The organism is Cedecea neteri (assembly GCF_000758325.1).
GTDB classification, from domain to species: domain Bacteria; phylum Pseudomonadota; class Gammaproteobacteria; order Enterobacterales; family Enterobacteriaceae; genus Cedecea; species Cedecea neteri_B.
This window is the reverse complement of the sequence record NZ_CP009459.1, coordinates 971,116-986,807: the sequence shown is the minus strand read 5'-3', so window position 1 is coordinate 986,807 and position 15,692 is coordinate 971,116. Positions and strand designations below refer to the sequence as shown.

General features: G+C 56.4%; 9 protein-coding genes. 7 read left to right on the top strand and 2 right to left on the bottom strand.

What is annotated here, in order from left to right; translation table 11 throughout:
- Positions 1-4 precede the first annotated feature (4 nt).
- From bcsZ to LH86_RS04660, 5 genes are all read left to right on the top strand, one after another.
- Positions 5-1,111 carry a cellulose synthase complex periplasmic endoglucanase BcsZ gene (gene bcsZ, locus LH86_RS04680; protein WP_039298805.1) on the top strand — a complete coding sequence of 369 codons (1,107 nt, stop codon included), beginning with the start codon at positions 5-7 and terminating at the stop codon, positions 1,109-1,111.
- Positions 1,093-4,590 carry a cellulose synthase complex outer membrane protein BcsC gene (gene bcsC, locus LH86_RS04675; protein ID WP_039298802.1) on the top strand — a complete coding sequence of 1,166 codons (3,498 nt, stop codon included), beginning with the start codon at positions 1,093-1,095 and terminating at the stop codon, positions 4,588-4,590. Before bcsZ ends, bcsC begins: the two co-directional genes overlap by 19 nt.
- A gap of 202 nt (positions 4,591-4,792) precedes the next feature.
- Positions 4,793-6,778 (top strand): biofilm formation regulator HmsP, encoded by a 1,986-nt coding sequence (hmsP, locus tag LH86_RS04670; RefSeq protein ID WP_039298799.1) that lies wholly within the window; start codon positions 4,793-4,795, stop codon positions 6,776-6,778.
- A 181-nt stretch (positions 6,779-6,959) separates the two neighbouring features.
- The gene (locus LH86_RS04665; protein WP_008460613.1) at positions 6,960-8,246 is read left to right on the top strand and encodes a dicarboxylate/amino acid:cation symporter; all 1,287 of its coding nucleotides are present in this window, start codon (positions 6,960-6,962) and stop codon (positions 8,244-8,246) included.
- A 217-nt stretch (positions 8,247-8,463) separates the two neighbouring features.
- Positions 8,464-9,948: a M16 family metallopeptidase gene (locus LH86_RS04660; protein ID WP_039298796.1), complete on the top strand. Its 1,485-nt coding sequence runs from the start codon at positions 8,464-8,466 to the stop codon at positions 9,946-9,948.
- Positions 9,949-10,114: 166 nt separating this feature from the next.
- Here LH86_RS04660 and LH86_RS04655 read toward each other — a convergent pair whose 3' ends face one another.
- Entirely contained in the window at positions 10,115-11,047 is a 933-nt protein-coding gene (locus LH86_RS04655; protein ID WP_039305927.1) for a sugar kinase, read from the bottom strand.
- 242 nt (positions 11,048-11,289) lie between these two features.
- Between LH86_RS04655 and pdeH the strand changes: the two genes are divergently transcribed.
- Both pdeH and LH86_RS04645 read left to right on the top strand, forming a co-directional pair.
- Positions 11,290-12,063 carry a cyclic-guanylate-specific phosphodiesterase gene (pdeH, locus tag LH86_RS04650; RefSeq protein WP_039298792.1) on the top strand — a complete coding sequence of 258 codons (774 nt, stop codon included), beginning with the start codon at positions 11,290-11,292 and terminating at the stop codon, positions 12,061-12,063.
- Positions 12,064-12,128: 65 nt separating this feature from the next.
- Positions 12,129-14,195, top strand: coding sequence for an AsmA family protein (locus tag LH86_RS04645; protein ID WP_039298789.1), 2,067 nt, complete (start codon positions 12,129-12,131; stop codon positions 14,193-14,195).
- A 138-nt stretch (positions 14,196-14,333) separates the two neighbouring features.
- Here LH86_RS04645 and LH86_RS04640 read toward each other — a convergent pair whose 3' ends face one another.
- A complete protein-coding gene (locus tag LH86_RS04640) occupies positions 14,334-15,659 on the bottom strand; it encodes an MFS transporter (protein ID WP_039288941.1) in 1,326 nt (441 codons plus the stop codon).
- Between the last annotated feature and the right edge of the window lie 33 nt (positions 15,660-15,692).

Here is a 15,692-nt window from a genome sequence, read left to right as displayed (position 1 = left end):
TACGATGAAAATCGGCGCCGCACTGCTGATGGTCGGGCTGATGCTGACAACCGTTTCCGGGCAGGCCGCCTGTAGCTGGCCTGCCTGGGAGCAGTTTAAAGCCAGCTATGTCAGCGACCAGGGGCGGGTGATCGATCCCAGCGATGAGCGCAAAATCACCACTTCTGAAGGGCAGAGCTACGCGCTTTTCTTTGCCCTGGCGGCTAACGATCGGGTGATGTTCGACAAGCTGCTGCGCTGGACGGAAAACAACCTCGCTCAGGGGGCGCTGAAAGACCACCTTCCTTCCTGGCTGTGGGGCAAAAACGACAAAGATGCGTGGACGGTTTTAGACAGTAACTCCGCCTCCGATGCCGATATGTGGATTGTCTGGAGCCTGCTCGAAGCGGGGCGCCTTTGGCATGAGCCTGCCTATAGCCGCCTCGGTGAAAAGCTGCTGAAGCGTGTGGCGAAAGAAGAAGTGATTAAAATCCCAGGGCTGGGATTTTCGCTGTTGCCGGGGCGAGTGGGGTTTAATCATTCTCCTGACTGGCGACTGAATCCAAGCTATCTCCCGCCGCAGGTACTGCAGCGAATGGTGCGTTACCGCGGCCCGTGGTCGGCCATGCAGGTGGCAAACCAAAGATTACTGCTTGAAACCGCACCCAAAGGATTTTCACCCAACTGGGCCGACTGGCGTGAAGGCAAAGGCTGGCAGTTCCAGACCGACGATGCCCGCAGCGGCAGCTATGACTCAATACGCGTCTACATGTGGATTGGCATGATGGCCGACGACGCGCCAAATAAAGCCGCGCTGCTGAAGGCCTTCCAGCCCATGGCGGATATCACCATCAAACAAGGTTTGCCGCCGGAAAAAGTCGATGTGCAAACCGGCAACGTTCAGGGCAATGGCCCAGTGGGATTCTCCGCTGCCATGCTGCCTTTTTTACAGGATAGCGAAGCACGGGACGTGCAGCGTCAGCGGGTGAAAGACAATTTCCCCCAGGCTGATGCCTATTACAGCTATGTTTTAACGCTCTTTGGTCAGGGATGGGATCAAAATCGTTTTCGCTTCAATTCTCGGGGTGAGTTAATCCCGAGCTGGGGTCAGGTATGCGCAAGTTCTCATTAAGTTTCGTCACTCTCTCATTGGGCATGGCGCTGATGCCGATGGCTCAGGCCGCGTTGACGCCTCAGCAGCAGCTGCTGGAGCAAGTGAGGATGGGTGAGGCCAGCAAACGCGAAGATATTGTGCGGCAGTCGCTGTCCAGGCTGGAGCTGATGGCACCGGACGATCCGGACGTGATTGCGGCCCGAATGCGCTACCTGCTGCGCCAGGGCGATAACGCCGGGGCGAAAGCACAGCTTGAGCGTCTGGCAAAACTGGCCCCCGGCTCCGCCGAATATAAACAGTCGCAGGTCACGATGATGCTGACCGGCGCGGATGGCCGCCAGCAGCTGCAGCAGGCCCGTTTATTAGCGACCAGCGGGCATACCGAACAGGCTATTGCCGCCTATGAAAAGCTGTTTGACGGCAATCCGCCCGCAGGGGATTTAGCGATTGAATACTGGATGCTGATGGCGAAGCGCCCGGCAACCACCAACCAGGCGATCGATAAACTGAAAGCGCTGGATGCCGCTGCGCCGGGGAACGGCGAACTGCGTGGCAATCTGGCGCGACTGATGTTTGCCAACGGCCGCAGCGCCGAGGCTTATCAGGTGCTTGAGCAAATGGCGAAATCCAACGGCAGCCGGGAAGACGCGGCGGCTTTATGGTACGGCCAAATCAGTAATTTACCGACAGGGCCACAAAGCGTCGCAGCCCTGCAGCGTTTTCTTAATGTCTTCACCGAAGGCGATACGGTGGCCACCGCGCGTGACAGGCTCGCGCAGCAGCAAAAACAGTTGTCTGATCCGGCTTTCCTCGCTCGGGCAAAAGGTCTGGAAGATGTGGGCGGTGGGCGTGGGAATCAGGCCATTCCGCAGTTGAAAGAGGCGTTAAGCTCGAAGCAAAACGACAGCGAAGTGGTTGGCGCCCTGGGGCAGGCTTATTCTCAGCAGGGAAAACGCGCCCTCGCGGTACAGCAGTTCGAGAAAGCCATTCAGATGGACCCACAAAGCGACAACCGGGGCAAGTGGGACAGCTTGTTAAAAACCAATCGCTACTGGCTGTTGATTGAACAAGGCGATGCTCTGCTCAAAGCCAACAACCCGGATGCCGCGCTGCAGAAGTACCAGCAGGCGCAGAGAGTGGATAATACCGACAGCTACGCGGTGCTGGGCTTTGGTGATGTGGCCGTTGCCAAAAAAGATGATGCCAGCGCGGAGCGTTATTATCTGCAGGCGCTGCGCATGGATCGCGGGAACAGCAACGCGATTCGTGGCCTGGCGAACGTGTACCGTCGCCAGTCGCCGGAGCGTGCAACGGCGTATATTCAGAGTCTTTCAGCCAGCCAGCGAAAAAGTATTGATGATATTGAACGTAGCCTGACCGGTGAGCGGCTGGAGCAGCAGGCCACTGCGCTGGAAAGCCAGGGCCAGTGGGCAAAAGCGGCAGAGATCCAGCGCCAGCGGCTCAAACTCGACCCGGACAGCGTGTGGATAACCTACCGACTGTCGAACGATCTCTATGCCGCCGGAAAACACAGCGAGGCAGACAGCCTGATGCGCGGCCTGGCCCAACACAAGCCCGGCGACCCGGAGCAGGTCTTCGCTTACGGCCTTTATCTCTCAGGTAATAACCACGATGCGGCGGCGCTAAGCCACCTCAATACGCTGCCCAAAGCGCAGTGGACTGACAATATTCATGAGCTTGCAGACCGGTTGCAGTTTAACGAAGTCATGCAAACGGCTAACCGGCTACGGGATAGCGGCAAAGAAAAAGACGCCATTGCGCTGCTTCAGCAGCAGACGCCGTCCGATCGCGTCGACTTAACGCTTGCCGACTGGGCCGCCGAACGTGGCGATCGTCCCACCGCGAAAGCGCAGTATCAGAAAGTCCTGCAGCGTTCACCGGGCAACGAAGATGCGCTGTTAGGCTTAACCGAGGTGCTGATTGCCGAAGGGGATAAACCTCAGGCCCGCGATCTGCTGGCGAAGCTGCAGAAAGCGCCGGCGGGTGAAGCTCCGTCCACCAATACGCAACGCCGCGTGGCGAACGCCTGGTCTGCCCTGGGCGATAACGAAAAAGCCGCACAAACCTACGCGCCGATTCTGGTCGCGGCGAAAAGCCAGCCGCCATCGATGGAAAGTGCGCTGGTGATGCGTGATGCCGCGCGTTTCCAGGCCGCTAGCGGCCAGCCGCAGCAGGCCCTGGAGACTTACAAAGACGCTATGGTCTCCTCGGGGATTACCCGGCAGCGCCCGCAGGATAACGACACCTTCACTCGCCTGACCCGCAACGATGAGAAAGACGACTGGCTGAAGCGGGGCGTGCGCAGCGATGCCGCCGATCTTTACCGACAGCAGGATGTGAACGTGACGCTGGACCACGAATACTGGGGCTCAAGCGGTACGCCGGGGTACTCCGATCTGAAAGCACACACCACGATGCTGCAGGTGGACGCTCCGCTTAGCGACGGGCGGATGTGGTTCCGTACCGATATGGTGAATATGGATGCTGGCTCGTTCAAAGATAACGGGGCGGGCTACAACGAGCGCTGGGGTACCTGTGCGGAGCACAACTGTTTCGGCAACCGAAACCAGAGTGGCAACGGCGCAAGCCTGGCTGTTGGCTGGAAAAACAATACCTGGCAAACGGACATTGGCACCACGCCGTTGGGCTTTGACGTCGTGGATGTTGTCGGCGGCGTCAGCTACAGCAACGATCTGGGGCCGATTGGCTACACGGTCAATGCGCATCGTCGGCCTATCTCCAGCTCGCTGCTCTCCTTTGGCGGACAACGGGATCCGAATACCAATACCGTGTGGGGAGGCGTTCGCGCGACCGGCGGTGGCGTTAGCCTGAGCTACGATAAGGGCGAAGCCAACGGCGTCTGGTCCAGCCTGAGTGCAGACACGCTGACCGGTAAAAACGTGGCCGATAACTGGCGCGTGCGCTGGATGACGGGCTACTACTACAAACTGATTAACGAGAATAATCAGCGGCTAACCGTGGGCCTGACCAACATGGTCTGGCACTACGAAAAAGACCTCAGCGACTACTTCCTCGGCCAGGGTGGCTATTACAGCCCGCAAAAATACGTGTCGTTTGCCGTGCCGGTCATCTGGCGTAAACGCACCGAGAACTGGTCCTGGGAATTGGGCGCCTCCGGCTCCTGGTCCTACTCCCACAGCAATGCGGGCCAGCGTTATCCGCTGCGTAACCTCGTGCCAAATAACACTAACGACTACCCGGATGACCCGGGCGGCTATCCGGACCGCAATGACACCTTCTCGGGAAGCAGCAGCAACGGCTTCGGCTATACGGCGAGAGCACTGGTAGAACGCCGGATCAGCTCGCACTGGTCAATCGGTGCCGGGATTGATATTCAGCAGGCCAAGGACTACACCCCAAGCCATGCGCTGATTTTCGTTCGCTACTCCTTGGCAGGCTGGCAGGGCGATATGGATATGCCGCCGCAGCCGCTGGTGCCATACGCGGACTTCTGATTAGCTGTGACGCAGAGCGGCGGGTTAGCCCGCCGTTTGCGGTTTTTTACTCAGAATTCGGCGCAAAGTTGCCCATAAAAGCAGAATTACCCGATTCTCCTGGGGCGAGGATTCAAAAGGGTGGCAATGCAGTATACTCTGCGGGCGTAAGAATATCCTGAGGCCGGGCGTGGCGCAGGTTAAGCAAAAGCGGAGAGTCAGTTTGCGAGTCAGTCGTTCCCTAACGATAAAACAGATGGCGATGGTGTCAGCCGTGGCCCTGGCGTTTATTTTCATTTTTATCGTCATTCAGCTGTTCCATTTTGTGCAGCAAAATCGCTACGACACCGCCACGCAAATGGAGAAAATCGCCCACTCAGTGCGTCTTCCGCTGTCTGAGGCCATTTTGCGTGCCGACATTCCGCAGGCTGAGGCCATTCTTCACCAGATCCAACCCTCGGGCATTATCAGCCGCGCTGATGTCGTACTGCCAAACCAGTTCCAGGCACTTCGCATTAGCTTTATGCCAGAGCATCAAATCCCGATGCTCATCACCCGCGTGTTTGAACTGCCGGTGCAAATTTCTCTGCCGCTTTACTCTCTTGAGCGCCCGGCCAACCCGCAGCCGCTGGCTTATCTGGTGTTACAGGCTGATTCCTGGCGTATGTACCGCATTATCATCAGCACTATTTCTACCCTGCTGACCACCTACTTGCTGCTGGCGTTGATTCTGACCGTGGCGATCAGCTGGTGTATTAATCGGCTGGTGGTGCATCCGATTCGTAAGATTAGCCGCGAGCTGGAAGGCCTTAATCCTCAACAAGCGGGCGAGCATCAGCTTACGCTGCCGCCGCTGCATCATGACGATGAGATTGGCATGCTGGTACGCAGCTATAACCGCAATCAGCAGGTTACCCAGCGTCTTCAGCAGCAAATGAATTCGTTGAGCACCCACAACCCGATCTCCGAGCTGCCAAATAAGGCGCTGCTGATGGCGCTGATTGAACAGATGGTGACGAACGAGAAGCATGGCGCGTTGATGTTAATTGGTAGCGAAACGCTGCAGGATGCGGCCGGTGTGCTGAACGAAGAGCAGCGCGAGATGCTGCTGTTGACGCTGGTCGAGAAAATTAAACCCGTGCTGCCGACCAACGCGGTGCTGGCCCAGCTTAGCCAGAATGATTTCGGGCTGCTGCTCTATGGCGTCAGCGACCCGTGGAATGCTATGACGCTGGCACAGAAAATCATGGAAACGCTCAACGCTCGTTTGCCAATCCAGGCGCTACAGTTGAAACCTACCGCCAGCATTGGCATAGCGATGTTCAGGGGAGGCCTGGGTGCAGAGCAGCTTTATCGTCGGGCGGCTTCGGCAACGCTTGCGGCTCGCCGCTTCGGGAAAAACCAAATTCAGTTCTTCGACCCCGATCAAATGGAAAAAGCCCAGCGCCGTCTGACCGAAGAGCACGATATTTTGAACGCGCTCGAGAAGCATCATTTTGCCATCTGGCTACAGCCGCAGGTGGATATGCGTGACGGGAGCGTGGTCAGCGCCGAAGTCCTGCTGCGCCAGCGCCAGGCTGATGGTAGCTGGAGCCTGCCGGAAGGGCTGATTGAGCGTATTGAAGCCTGCGGGCTGATGATTACCGTCGGCAACTGGATCCTTGAAGAGTCCTGTCGCACCCTGTCAGCCTGGCAAAGCCGGGGGATTACGCTGCCGCTGTGCGTCAACCTTTCCGCGCTCCAGTTGCTGCATGAAGCCATGGTGCCTTCACTGTTAGAGTTACTCAGACGTTACAGAATCCAACCCGGCACGCTGATTCTTGAAGTGACCGAGAGTCGCCGCATTGAAGATCCTCAGGCGGCAGTAAACATTCTGCGACCGCTTCGTCAGGCCGGGGTGCGCATTGCACTGGATGATTTCGGCATGGGCTACGCCAGCCTTCACCACCTGCATCATATGAAAGCGTTGCCGATTGACGTGTTGAAGATAGACAAAAGCTTCATCGAAGGACTGCCGGAAGATAACTCGATGGTGGGCGTAATTATCGCGATGGCTAAAGCTTTGGATCTGAAAGTGGTGGCTGAAGGCGTGGAACAAGAAGCCCAGCGCGAGTGGCTGGTACAGCAGGGGGTTATCTACGCGCAGGGGTTCCTGTATGCCAAAGCGCGTACCCTTGAGCAGTTTGAACGTGAATTTCTTACCGCGTAAATGAAAAACAATAGTTACAAATGTTACGAGCTGGATCGGTTCAGTTCAAGCTTTTAACAATCCTGCTACCAAAATCGATCCACACCACTTCTGCGTTTTTTTTAGGGTGCTATGTTGAGTGCCGCAGTCATACCGGTTCCTGAGCCGGGGCTGCGGTTACTCTCCGTCCAAGGATACTCTAATGAAAACCTCACTCTTCAAAAGTCTGTATTTTCAGGTGCTGACCGCAATTGCCATCGGTATTTTGCTGGGTCACTTTTACCCGGAATTGGGTGCCCAAATGAAACCGTTTGGCGACGCGTTCGTCAAACTGATTAAAATGATTATTGCGCCCGTCATCTTCTGTACCGTGGTGACCGGGATCGCAGGCATGGAAAGCATGAAAGCCGTCGGCCGTACCGGCGCGGTAGCGTTACTTTATTTTGAAATTGTCAGCACGATTGCGCTGATTATCGGGCTGGTTGTGGTTAACGTACTGCAGCCGGGCGCCGGCATGAACGTGGACCCGGCGACGCTGGATGCCAAAGCGGTAGCGGTTTACGCTGAACAAGCTCAGCAGCAGGGCGTTATTGCCTTCTTGCTGGACGTGATCCCTGGTAGCGTGATTGGTGCGTTTGCCAGCGGTAACATCCTGCAGGTGCTGCTGTTTGCCGTTCTGTTTGGCTTTGCGCTGCATCGCCTGGGCCACAAAGGTCAGATGATCTTTAACGTCATCGAAAGCTTCTCTCAGGTGATTTTCGGCATCATCAACATGATCATGCGTCTGGCGCCTATCGGGGCGTTTGGGGCCATGGCGTTCACCATCGGTAAATACGGGGTAGGTTCTCTGGTGCAGCTGGGCCAGCTGATCGTCTGCTTCTACATTACCTGCCTGCTGTTTGTGATTCTGGTCCTGGGTTCCATCGCCCGCGCTACGGGCTTCAGCATCTTCAAGTTCATCCGCTATATCAAAGAAGAGCTGCTGATTGTGCTGGGGACATCGTCTTCCGAGTCTGTTCTGCCGCGTATGCTTGATAAGATGGAGAAGCTGGGCTGCCGTAAATCCGTTGTGGGCCTGGTCATTCCAACCGGTTACTCCTTCAATCTGGACGGCACCTCGATTTACCTGACAATGGCGGCAGTGTTTATCGCCCAGGCGACCAACAGCCACATGGATATCTTCCACCAGATCACGCTGCTGGTTGTGCTGTTGCTCTCCTCTAAAGGGGCCGCAGGTGTGACGGGAAGCGGCTTTATCGTGCTGGCGGCGACCATCTCTGCGGTTGGCCATCTGCCGGTTGCGGGTCTGGCGCTGATTCTGGGTATCGACCGTTTCATGTCCGAAGCACGCGCGCTGACCAACCTGGTCGGTAACGGCGTGGCAACCGTCGTTGTCGCTAAATGGGTAAAACAGCTGGACGAAAAGCAACTTCATCAGCAGCTGGATAATCCAAAATCTGACAAAAAAGTGACCGAAGTCTCTCACTAATCCGACCAATTGCCCGCAGCGACTTGCCCTCGCTGTGGGCGACTCTGCATAATTACCTTCCTAAACATTCAACATTCTCTATTTTTCACTTTCTTACGTGACGTTTTCGCAGAAATGCGGTCAAACGGATTGGTGAAACGTCACCTATGTCGGTCTGCGGACGTCGAATGCCGCGCCGATGTGCTAATTTTAACCAGGATTGTTTTTAGGGGTTCACATGCAGGGCACCAAGATTCGACTTTTAGCTGGCGGGTTGCTATTAGCCGCAACGGCCAGCAACGTGCAGGCAGAAGCGCTCCAGCCGGACCCGGCCTGGCAACAGGGAACGCTCTCTAACGGCTTCCAGTGGCAGGTTTTGGCCACCCCTCAGCGCCCAAGCGATCGCGTTGAAATTCGCCTGATGGTGAATAACGGTTCGCTCACCGAAACCGCCCAGCAAAGCGGTTACAGCCACTTTTTACCGCGCATGCTGCTGACGCAGACCGGCGGTCTGCCGACGAGCCAGGCGCGTTCGTTATGGCACCAAAGCAGCGATCCAGAGCGTCCACTTCCTCCGGCTATCGTCTCCTATGATTTCACGCTTTTTAACTTAAGCCTGCCTAACAACCGCAATGATTTGCTGAAAGAAGCGCTGGCATTTATGTCGACCAATATCGGGTCCTTGGACGTGACGCCGGCAACCGTGACTGCGGCACTGCATGTGCCGGATATGGTTGCGACCTGGCCGATGAATACCAAAGACAGCTGGTGGCGCTACCGTCTGAAAGGTTCCACGCTGCTTGGCCACGATCCCGCTGAGAATCTCAAGCGCCCTGTCGATGCCGCGCAGCTGAAAGCGTTTTACGACAAGTGGTACACCCCGGATGCTATGACCCTTATTGTGGTCGGCAACGTGGACAGCCGCAGCGTGGCGGAGCAAATCAACAAAACCTTCGGCGAGCTGAAAGGTAAGCGTGATACCCCTGCACCGGTGCCGACGCTTTCCCCGCTTAACCCTGAGCCGGTGAGCCTGATGACCGACAGCGTGCGCCAGGACAGGTTATCGCTGATGTGGGACAACACCTGGCAGCCAATTCGTGAATCCGCGGCGTTGCTGCGCTACTGGCGCGCCGATCTGGCTCGTGAAGCGCTGTTCTGGAATGTGCAGCAAAGCCTGAGTAAAAACGGCGTTAAAGACCTCAATCTGAGCTTTGACTGCCGCGTACTTTATCTGCGCGCTCAGTGCGGGATCAACATTGAATCCCCGAACGATAAGCTGAACGCCAGCCTTACCAGCGTAGGGCGTGAACTGCTGCGAGTGCGCGATAAGGGCCTGTCTCAGGAGGAATTTGACGCGCTGATAGCGCAGAAAAAGAATGAGCTGACGAAGCTGTTTGCCACCTACGCGCGCACCGACACCGACGTGCTGATCAGCCAGCGTTTGCGTTCCCTGCAAAATCAGGTTGTTGATATTGCGCCGGAGCAGTACCAGAAGCTGCGGCAGGATTTCCTCGACAGCCTGACCGTGTCGATGCTCAATCAGGATCTGCGTCAGCAGCTGTCTCAGGAGATGTCGATGGTGCTGCTGCAGCCCAAAGGCGAGCCTGAGTACAACATGAAGGAGCTGAAAGAGACGTGGGATAAGGTGATGGTGCCAGCCGCTGTGCCGCCTGCGACCGACGATCCTAAGCAGGATGTTTCGGATATTCCACCGGCTTCGTAGTGCTGGAACTGCCCCTCACCCCGACCCTCTCCCCACAGGGGAGAGGGGGAATTCGTGGAGACGTCTTCTTTTCGTTCCCTCTCCTTTAGCACGAGGGGGAATTCGTAGAGACGTTTTCTTTTCGTCCCCTCTCCCTTTCAGGGAGAGGGTTAGGGTGAAAGTCAGCTTATTTGGGCATTGCATCCAGCGGAATAATCGCCCCGCGATATTGAATCACAGTGCCTGCCGTCAAATGACCGCGCTTCGCGGCTTCTTCCGCCGTACCCCCGATTAAACGCACCGCCAAATAGCCCGCGCTAAAGGAATCTCCTGCCGCGGTGGTGTCCACGATTTTTTCTTTTGCCAGACGAAGCGCCGGGACGTCGAGTAGATCCTCGCCGCTGACCGAGACCAGGCAAGACTCAGCGCCTCGTTTGATAACCACTTCTTCTACGCCAGCAGCATGCGTCCGGCGAATCACTTCCTCTGCCGGGACTACGCCCCATAGCGCGTCTTCGTCGTCCAGCGTCAGGAACGCAATATCCGTGCAGGCCAGCATTTGCCGGTAAACGCGCTGTGTCTCTTCCGGGCTGGCCCATAAGCGCGGCCGATAGTTATTGTCGAAAATGACTTTGCAGCCGTTTGCTCTGGCCTGCTTCAGCATTGCGAAAAGCTTCTCCCGGCTGGCGTCATTGAGGATGGCCAGGCTAATGCCGCTCAGGTAGAGGTAATCAAACTGGGCCAGCTCCGCACATATTTCGTATGAACGCTCGCTCTCCAGCCAGAACCGCGCCGCTGCTTCGTTACGCCAGTAGTAGAACGTTCGCTCGCCGTGGCTATCGGTCTCGATGTAATACAGGCCCGGAAGGCGGTGTTCCAGGCGCTGAATCAATGCCATGTGCAGGTGTTCCCGTTGCCAGGTGTCCAGCATTTGCTGGCTAAAGCTGTCCTCGCCGAGTGCGGTGACATAATGCACTTCCAGCGCGCCTTCGCTGACCTGGCGGGCGAGGTAAACAGAGGTATTTAAGGTATCGCCCCCGAAGCCGCGTTGCAGCTGGGCCCCACTTTGAGACAGTTCGATCATGCATTCGCCGATCACGGCAATTTTCTGAGTGAGCATAAGAGACCTGGTGGTTAAATGAACAAAAACGCTGTTTTTCGCATTCTCCGTCGTGGTGAAAAGTGAGTCAAACATTTTAAAACAGCGTTTTGAAAATATTTGATGTACGCCAGGTTATTGTGATTGTGACAAAAATCGCTCTGGCGCATTTTGCTGCGAAAGCGAGCATAAAGTTCTCTATTCCGACGCCGATAACCTTTCGACGAGCCATGTAGAGTTATCAGGGCAAACAGGATGTACAGATGAAGTTGAAGCAGATCACTCACCGGCTGCATACGCTTGAGGCGAGCGTTGAAAGTTTGCAGGAACGACGATTTTGGCTGCAATGCCAGCGGCGCTACACCTTTCAGCCGATTTACAGAACAGACGGGAAATTGATGGCAGTTGAACTGCTCACGGTTGTCACGCATCCGGCAGAAGCAGACGTGCGCATCCCTCCCGACCGCTATTTTTCTTCGATCCCCAGCCGTCAGCGACTTTCGGTGGTGGAAGAGCAACTGCGTCTGCTGGAGGCGTGGGAGCAGACTTTTATCGGTCACGACATCCTGGCGTCGGTCAACGTTGATGGCCCCACTTTGATTGCCATGAAGCAGCATCAACCGATTCTTGATCTGATCGCCAAACTGCCGTGGGTACGTTTTGAACTTGTGGAGCACATTAACTTGCCGCAGGCGGCAACGCTGGCCGGTATGCATGAGTTTGGCCCGCTCTGGCTTGATGATTTTGGCACTGGCCTGGCTAACTTCTCCGCGTTGAGCGAAGTCCGCTATGACTATATCAAAGTGGCGCGCGAGCTTTTCATCATGCTGCGAAAAAGCGATGAAGGGCGTAATTTGTTTACCATGCTGCTGCAATTAATGAACCGCTACTGCAAGGGCGTGATTGTAGAAGGCATTGAAACGGTTGAAGAATGGCGAGATGTTCAGTCTTCACCTGCATATGCGGCGCAAGGTTATTTCCTGTCGCGCCCTGTCCCATTCGAAAACCTGGAAAACGTTCTGATTCGCCTCCCCTGATGTCGTTTCGGTCACGCTGAACTATCTTTTAGTCAGGCAGACCGGCATCAGGAGAGGTAAGAGGGATGACAAAAACGGGTAAAATTAGCAGCGCAGTCGCCGGGATTTTCTTGTTGTTGGTTGTCGTAGCGATCGTGGCGATCGCCACGTTTGACTGGAACCGGCTGAAACCAACCATCAACCAAAAAGTCTCGACAGAGCTGAACCGCCCCTTTGCTATTCGCGGCGATTTAGGGGTGGTTTGGGAACGAAATAAAGACGAGCCCGGCTGGCGCAGCTGGGTGCCGTGGCCACACGTTCATGCCGAAGATATTCTGCTTGGCAACCCACCTGATATCCCCGAAGTCACCATGGTTCATCTGCCCAGTGTCGAGGCAACGCTCGCCCCGCTCTCGCTGTTAACCAAAACGGTTTATATCCCCTGGCTTCGACTGGTTGAGCCGGATGTTCGTATTATCCGGCTGTCGGAAAAAAACAATAACTGGACCTTTAACCTTGGCAGCGCTGGCGACAGCGAGCCCAATCAAAAACCGTCCGGCTGGTCCTTCCGGCTCGACAATATCCTATTCGATAAAGGCCGGATCGCCGTGGACGATCGAGTGACCAGGGCGGCGCTGACGATCCTGGTTGATCCTTTAGGTAAACCGCTGCCTTTCAGCGAAGTGTCCGGCCAGAAGCCACAGGGCAAAGATGCGGCGAAAGCGGCAGATTACGTTTTCGGCCTGAAAGTGAATGGCCGCTACAACGGCCAGCCTGTGGAGGGCAGCGGTAAAATTGGCGGTATGCTGGCGCTGCGTAGCGAAGGCGATAGCGCATTCCCGGTGCAGGCCGACGTGCGTTCAGGGACATCGCGAGTGGCCTTCGTTGGCACCGTTTACGACCCAATGAAAATGGGTGGCGTCGATCTCAGGCTCAAGTTCTCCGGCGATTCCCTCGGTAATCTTTACGTGCTGACCGGCGTGCTGCTGCCGGATACGCCCCCGTTTGAAACGGATGGCCATCTGCTGGCGAAAATCGACACGGATAAAGGCTCAGTCTTCCGCTATGAGGATTTTAACGGGCGCATTGGCGACAGTGATATTCACGGTTCCCTGATCTACAGCCAGGGGAAACCCCGACCTAAACTCGAGGGCGATTTAGTCTCTAAACAGCTGCGGCTGGCCGATTTAGGGCCGCTGATTGGCGTTGATTCCGGGAAAGATGCCGAAAAGACGAAAAAAGCCAGACAGCAGCGGGGCGACAGGACGGTGCAGCCCGCCGATAAAGTGCTGCCTTACGATCGCTTTGAAACGGACAAATGGAACGTGATGGACGCCGATGTGCGCTTTAAAGGGCAGCGCATTGAACACAGCGGCACACTGCCGCTGAGCGACCTCACCACCCACGTGATTCTGAATAACGCTGACCTGCGCCTTCAGCCGCTGAAATTCGGCATGGCTGGCGGCTCCATCAATGCCAACATCCACCTTGAAGGTGACAAAAAGCCGATGCAGGGGAAGGCGGATATTCAGGCACGTCGCCTACAGTTGAAGCAGCTTATGCCGAAGGTTGAGTCGATGCAGAAAACGCTGGGCGAGTTGAACGGCGACGCCAACCTGAGCGGGCGCGGTAACTCAGTCGCCGCGCTGCTGGGCACCAGCAACGGCAGCCTGAAGCTGTTGATGAATGACGGGCTCATCAGCCGTAACCTGATGGAAATCGTCGGCCTTAACGTGGGCAACTACATTGTCGGCAAGATTTTTGGCGATGATGAGGTGCGGATCAACTGTGCCGCCGCGAATCTGGATTTACGCAACGGGATCGCGACGCCGAGGATTTTCGCCTTCGATACAGAAAACGCGCTTATTAACGTTACCGGGAGCTCCAACTTTGCAAGCGAACGTCTGGATTTAACCATCGATCCTGAGAGCAAAGGTATTCGCATTATTACTCTGCGTTCTCCGCTCTATGTGCGCGGCACGTTCGAGAGTCCTGATGCGGGCGTGAAGCCAGGGCCATTGATTATTCGTGGTGCCGTGGCTGCCGCACTTGCCACGCTGGTGACTCCGGCGGCGGCGCTGGCTGCGCTGATATCGCCTTCTGAAGGCAGTGAAAATCAGTGCCGGACGATTCTGGGGCAGATGAAGAAGTGAGGCGGCCCCTCACCCCGGAGGGGCGAGGGGGAAAAGGAAAAGGTCAACAGAGGAGGCAAAACTGACATTTCCTCTCTCTTTTAGCCAGCTTTCTCCGTTCTTCCCCTCTCCCTTTTAGGGAGAGGGTGAGGGTAAAAATTACAGCGACTGGTGGCGGGTCTCTTTACTCAGCAACAGCGCAATCAGCGTCAGTGCCGACATCGCCGCCAGATACACACCGACATAGAACAGGCCGTAGTTAGCCTGCAGCCAGGTCGCGATATACGGCGCGACAGACGCGCCAAGAATGGACGCCACGTTATAAGAGAATGAAGCGCCGGTGTAGCGGACTTCCGTCGGGAACATCTCCGGCAGCAGCGCCCCCATTGGGCCAAAAGTCAGCCCCATCAGGCTCAGGCCAATCAGCAGGTAGGCCATCACCAACGCCTGGTTCCCGGAACCCAGCAGCGGCGGGAAGACGAACAGTGCAAACAGAATCATCAGGCTGGTGATCACAATCATGCTCTTGCGGCGGCCAAAAGCATCCGCCAGATAACCCGCAATCGGCACCATCACGCCAAAGCCAATCACCGCCATCATCAGCATCCACAGCACTTCGTTGCGCGAGAAGCCAAGTCCCGCCGGCACTGGCGCGGTGCTGAAGGTCATGGAGTAGACCGTCATGATATAGAACAGCGTATAGGTGGCCAGCATGATGAAGGTGCCGAGGATTGTCGCCTTCAAATGTTTGGTCAGCAGCGTGCCCAGCGGGACCTTAACCTGCTTCCCGGCTTTAGCAATCTTCGCGAATACCGGCGTTTCATGCAGCGAAACGCGGACATAAAGCCCGATAATGACCAGAACCGCAGAGAGAATGAACGGCACGCGCCAGCCCCAGGACATGAACTGCTCGTCGGTCAGCAGCCATGAAAGCAGCAGGAAGGTGCCGTTGGCGAAGAAGAAGCCAATCGGCGCGCCCAGCTGCGGGAACGAGCCATACAGTGCGCGTTTGCGCGGCGGGGCGTTCTCCGTGGCCAGCAATGCCGCGCCACCCCATTCACCACCCAGGCCAAGGCCCTGGCCAAAACGGGCCAGCGCCAGCAGAAGCGGGGCGAAGATACCAATGCTGGCATAGCCCGGCAGCAGGCCGATGACGACGGTCGAGATCCCCATAGTGAGCAGGGAAGCGACCAGCGTAACTTTGCGACCGACGCGGTCACCGAAGTGGCCGAATAGCGCTGAACCAATCGGGCGAGCCACAAAGGCGATGGCAAAAGTGGCGAGAGACTGTAGCGTGGCGGCCGTCGGGTCACCCTGCGGGAAGAAGATGTGCGGGAAGACAATCACCGCCGCGGTGGCATAGATGTAGAAGTCGAAGAATTCGATGGCCGTGCCGACCAGCGAAGCAACAACGACTTTTCCGCGTGAGTTTACGGGCGTAGCGTCAGCCCCGGTATCGAGAGTTGTGGCAACGGATGCTTGCATAGATTTTTCTTATTTATGGCGAACGAAAGTCCA

Coding starts and splice junctions, on each gene's coding strand:
- LH86_RS04665 (WP_008460613.1), top strand. CDS start 6,960: ATGAAAACCTCACTCTTCAAAAGTCTGTATTTTCAGGTGCTGACCGCA.
- LH86_RS04645 (WP_039298789.1), top strand. CDS start 12,129: ATGACAAAAACGGGTAAAATTAGCAGCGCAGTCGCCGGGATTTTCTTG.
- bcsC (WP_039298802.1), top strand. CDS start 1,093: ATGCGCAAGTTCTCATTAAGTTTCGTCACTCTCTCATTGGGCATGGCG.
- LH86_RS04660 (WP_039298796.1), top strand. CDS start 8,464: ATGCAGGGCACCAAGATTCGACTTTTAGCTGGCGGGTTGCTATTAGCC.
- pdeH (WP_039298792.1), top strand. CDS start 11,290: ATGAAGTTGAAGCAGATCACTCACCGGCTGCATACGCTTGAGGCGAGC.
- LH86_RS04640 (WP_039288941.1), bottom strand. CDS start 15,659: ATGCAAGCATCCGTTGCCACAACTCTCGATACCGGGGCTGACGCTACG.
- bcsZ (WP_039298805.1), top strand. CDS start 5: ATGAAAATCGGCGCCGCACTGCTGATGGTCGGGCTGATGCTGACAACC.
- LH86_RS04655 (WP_039305927.1), bottom strand. CDS start 11,047: ATGCTCACTCAGAAAATTGCCGTGATCGGCGAATGCATGATCGAACTG.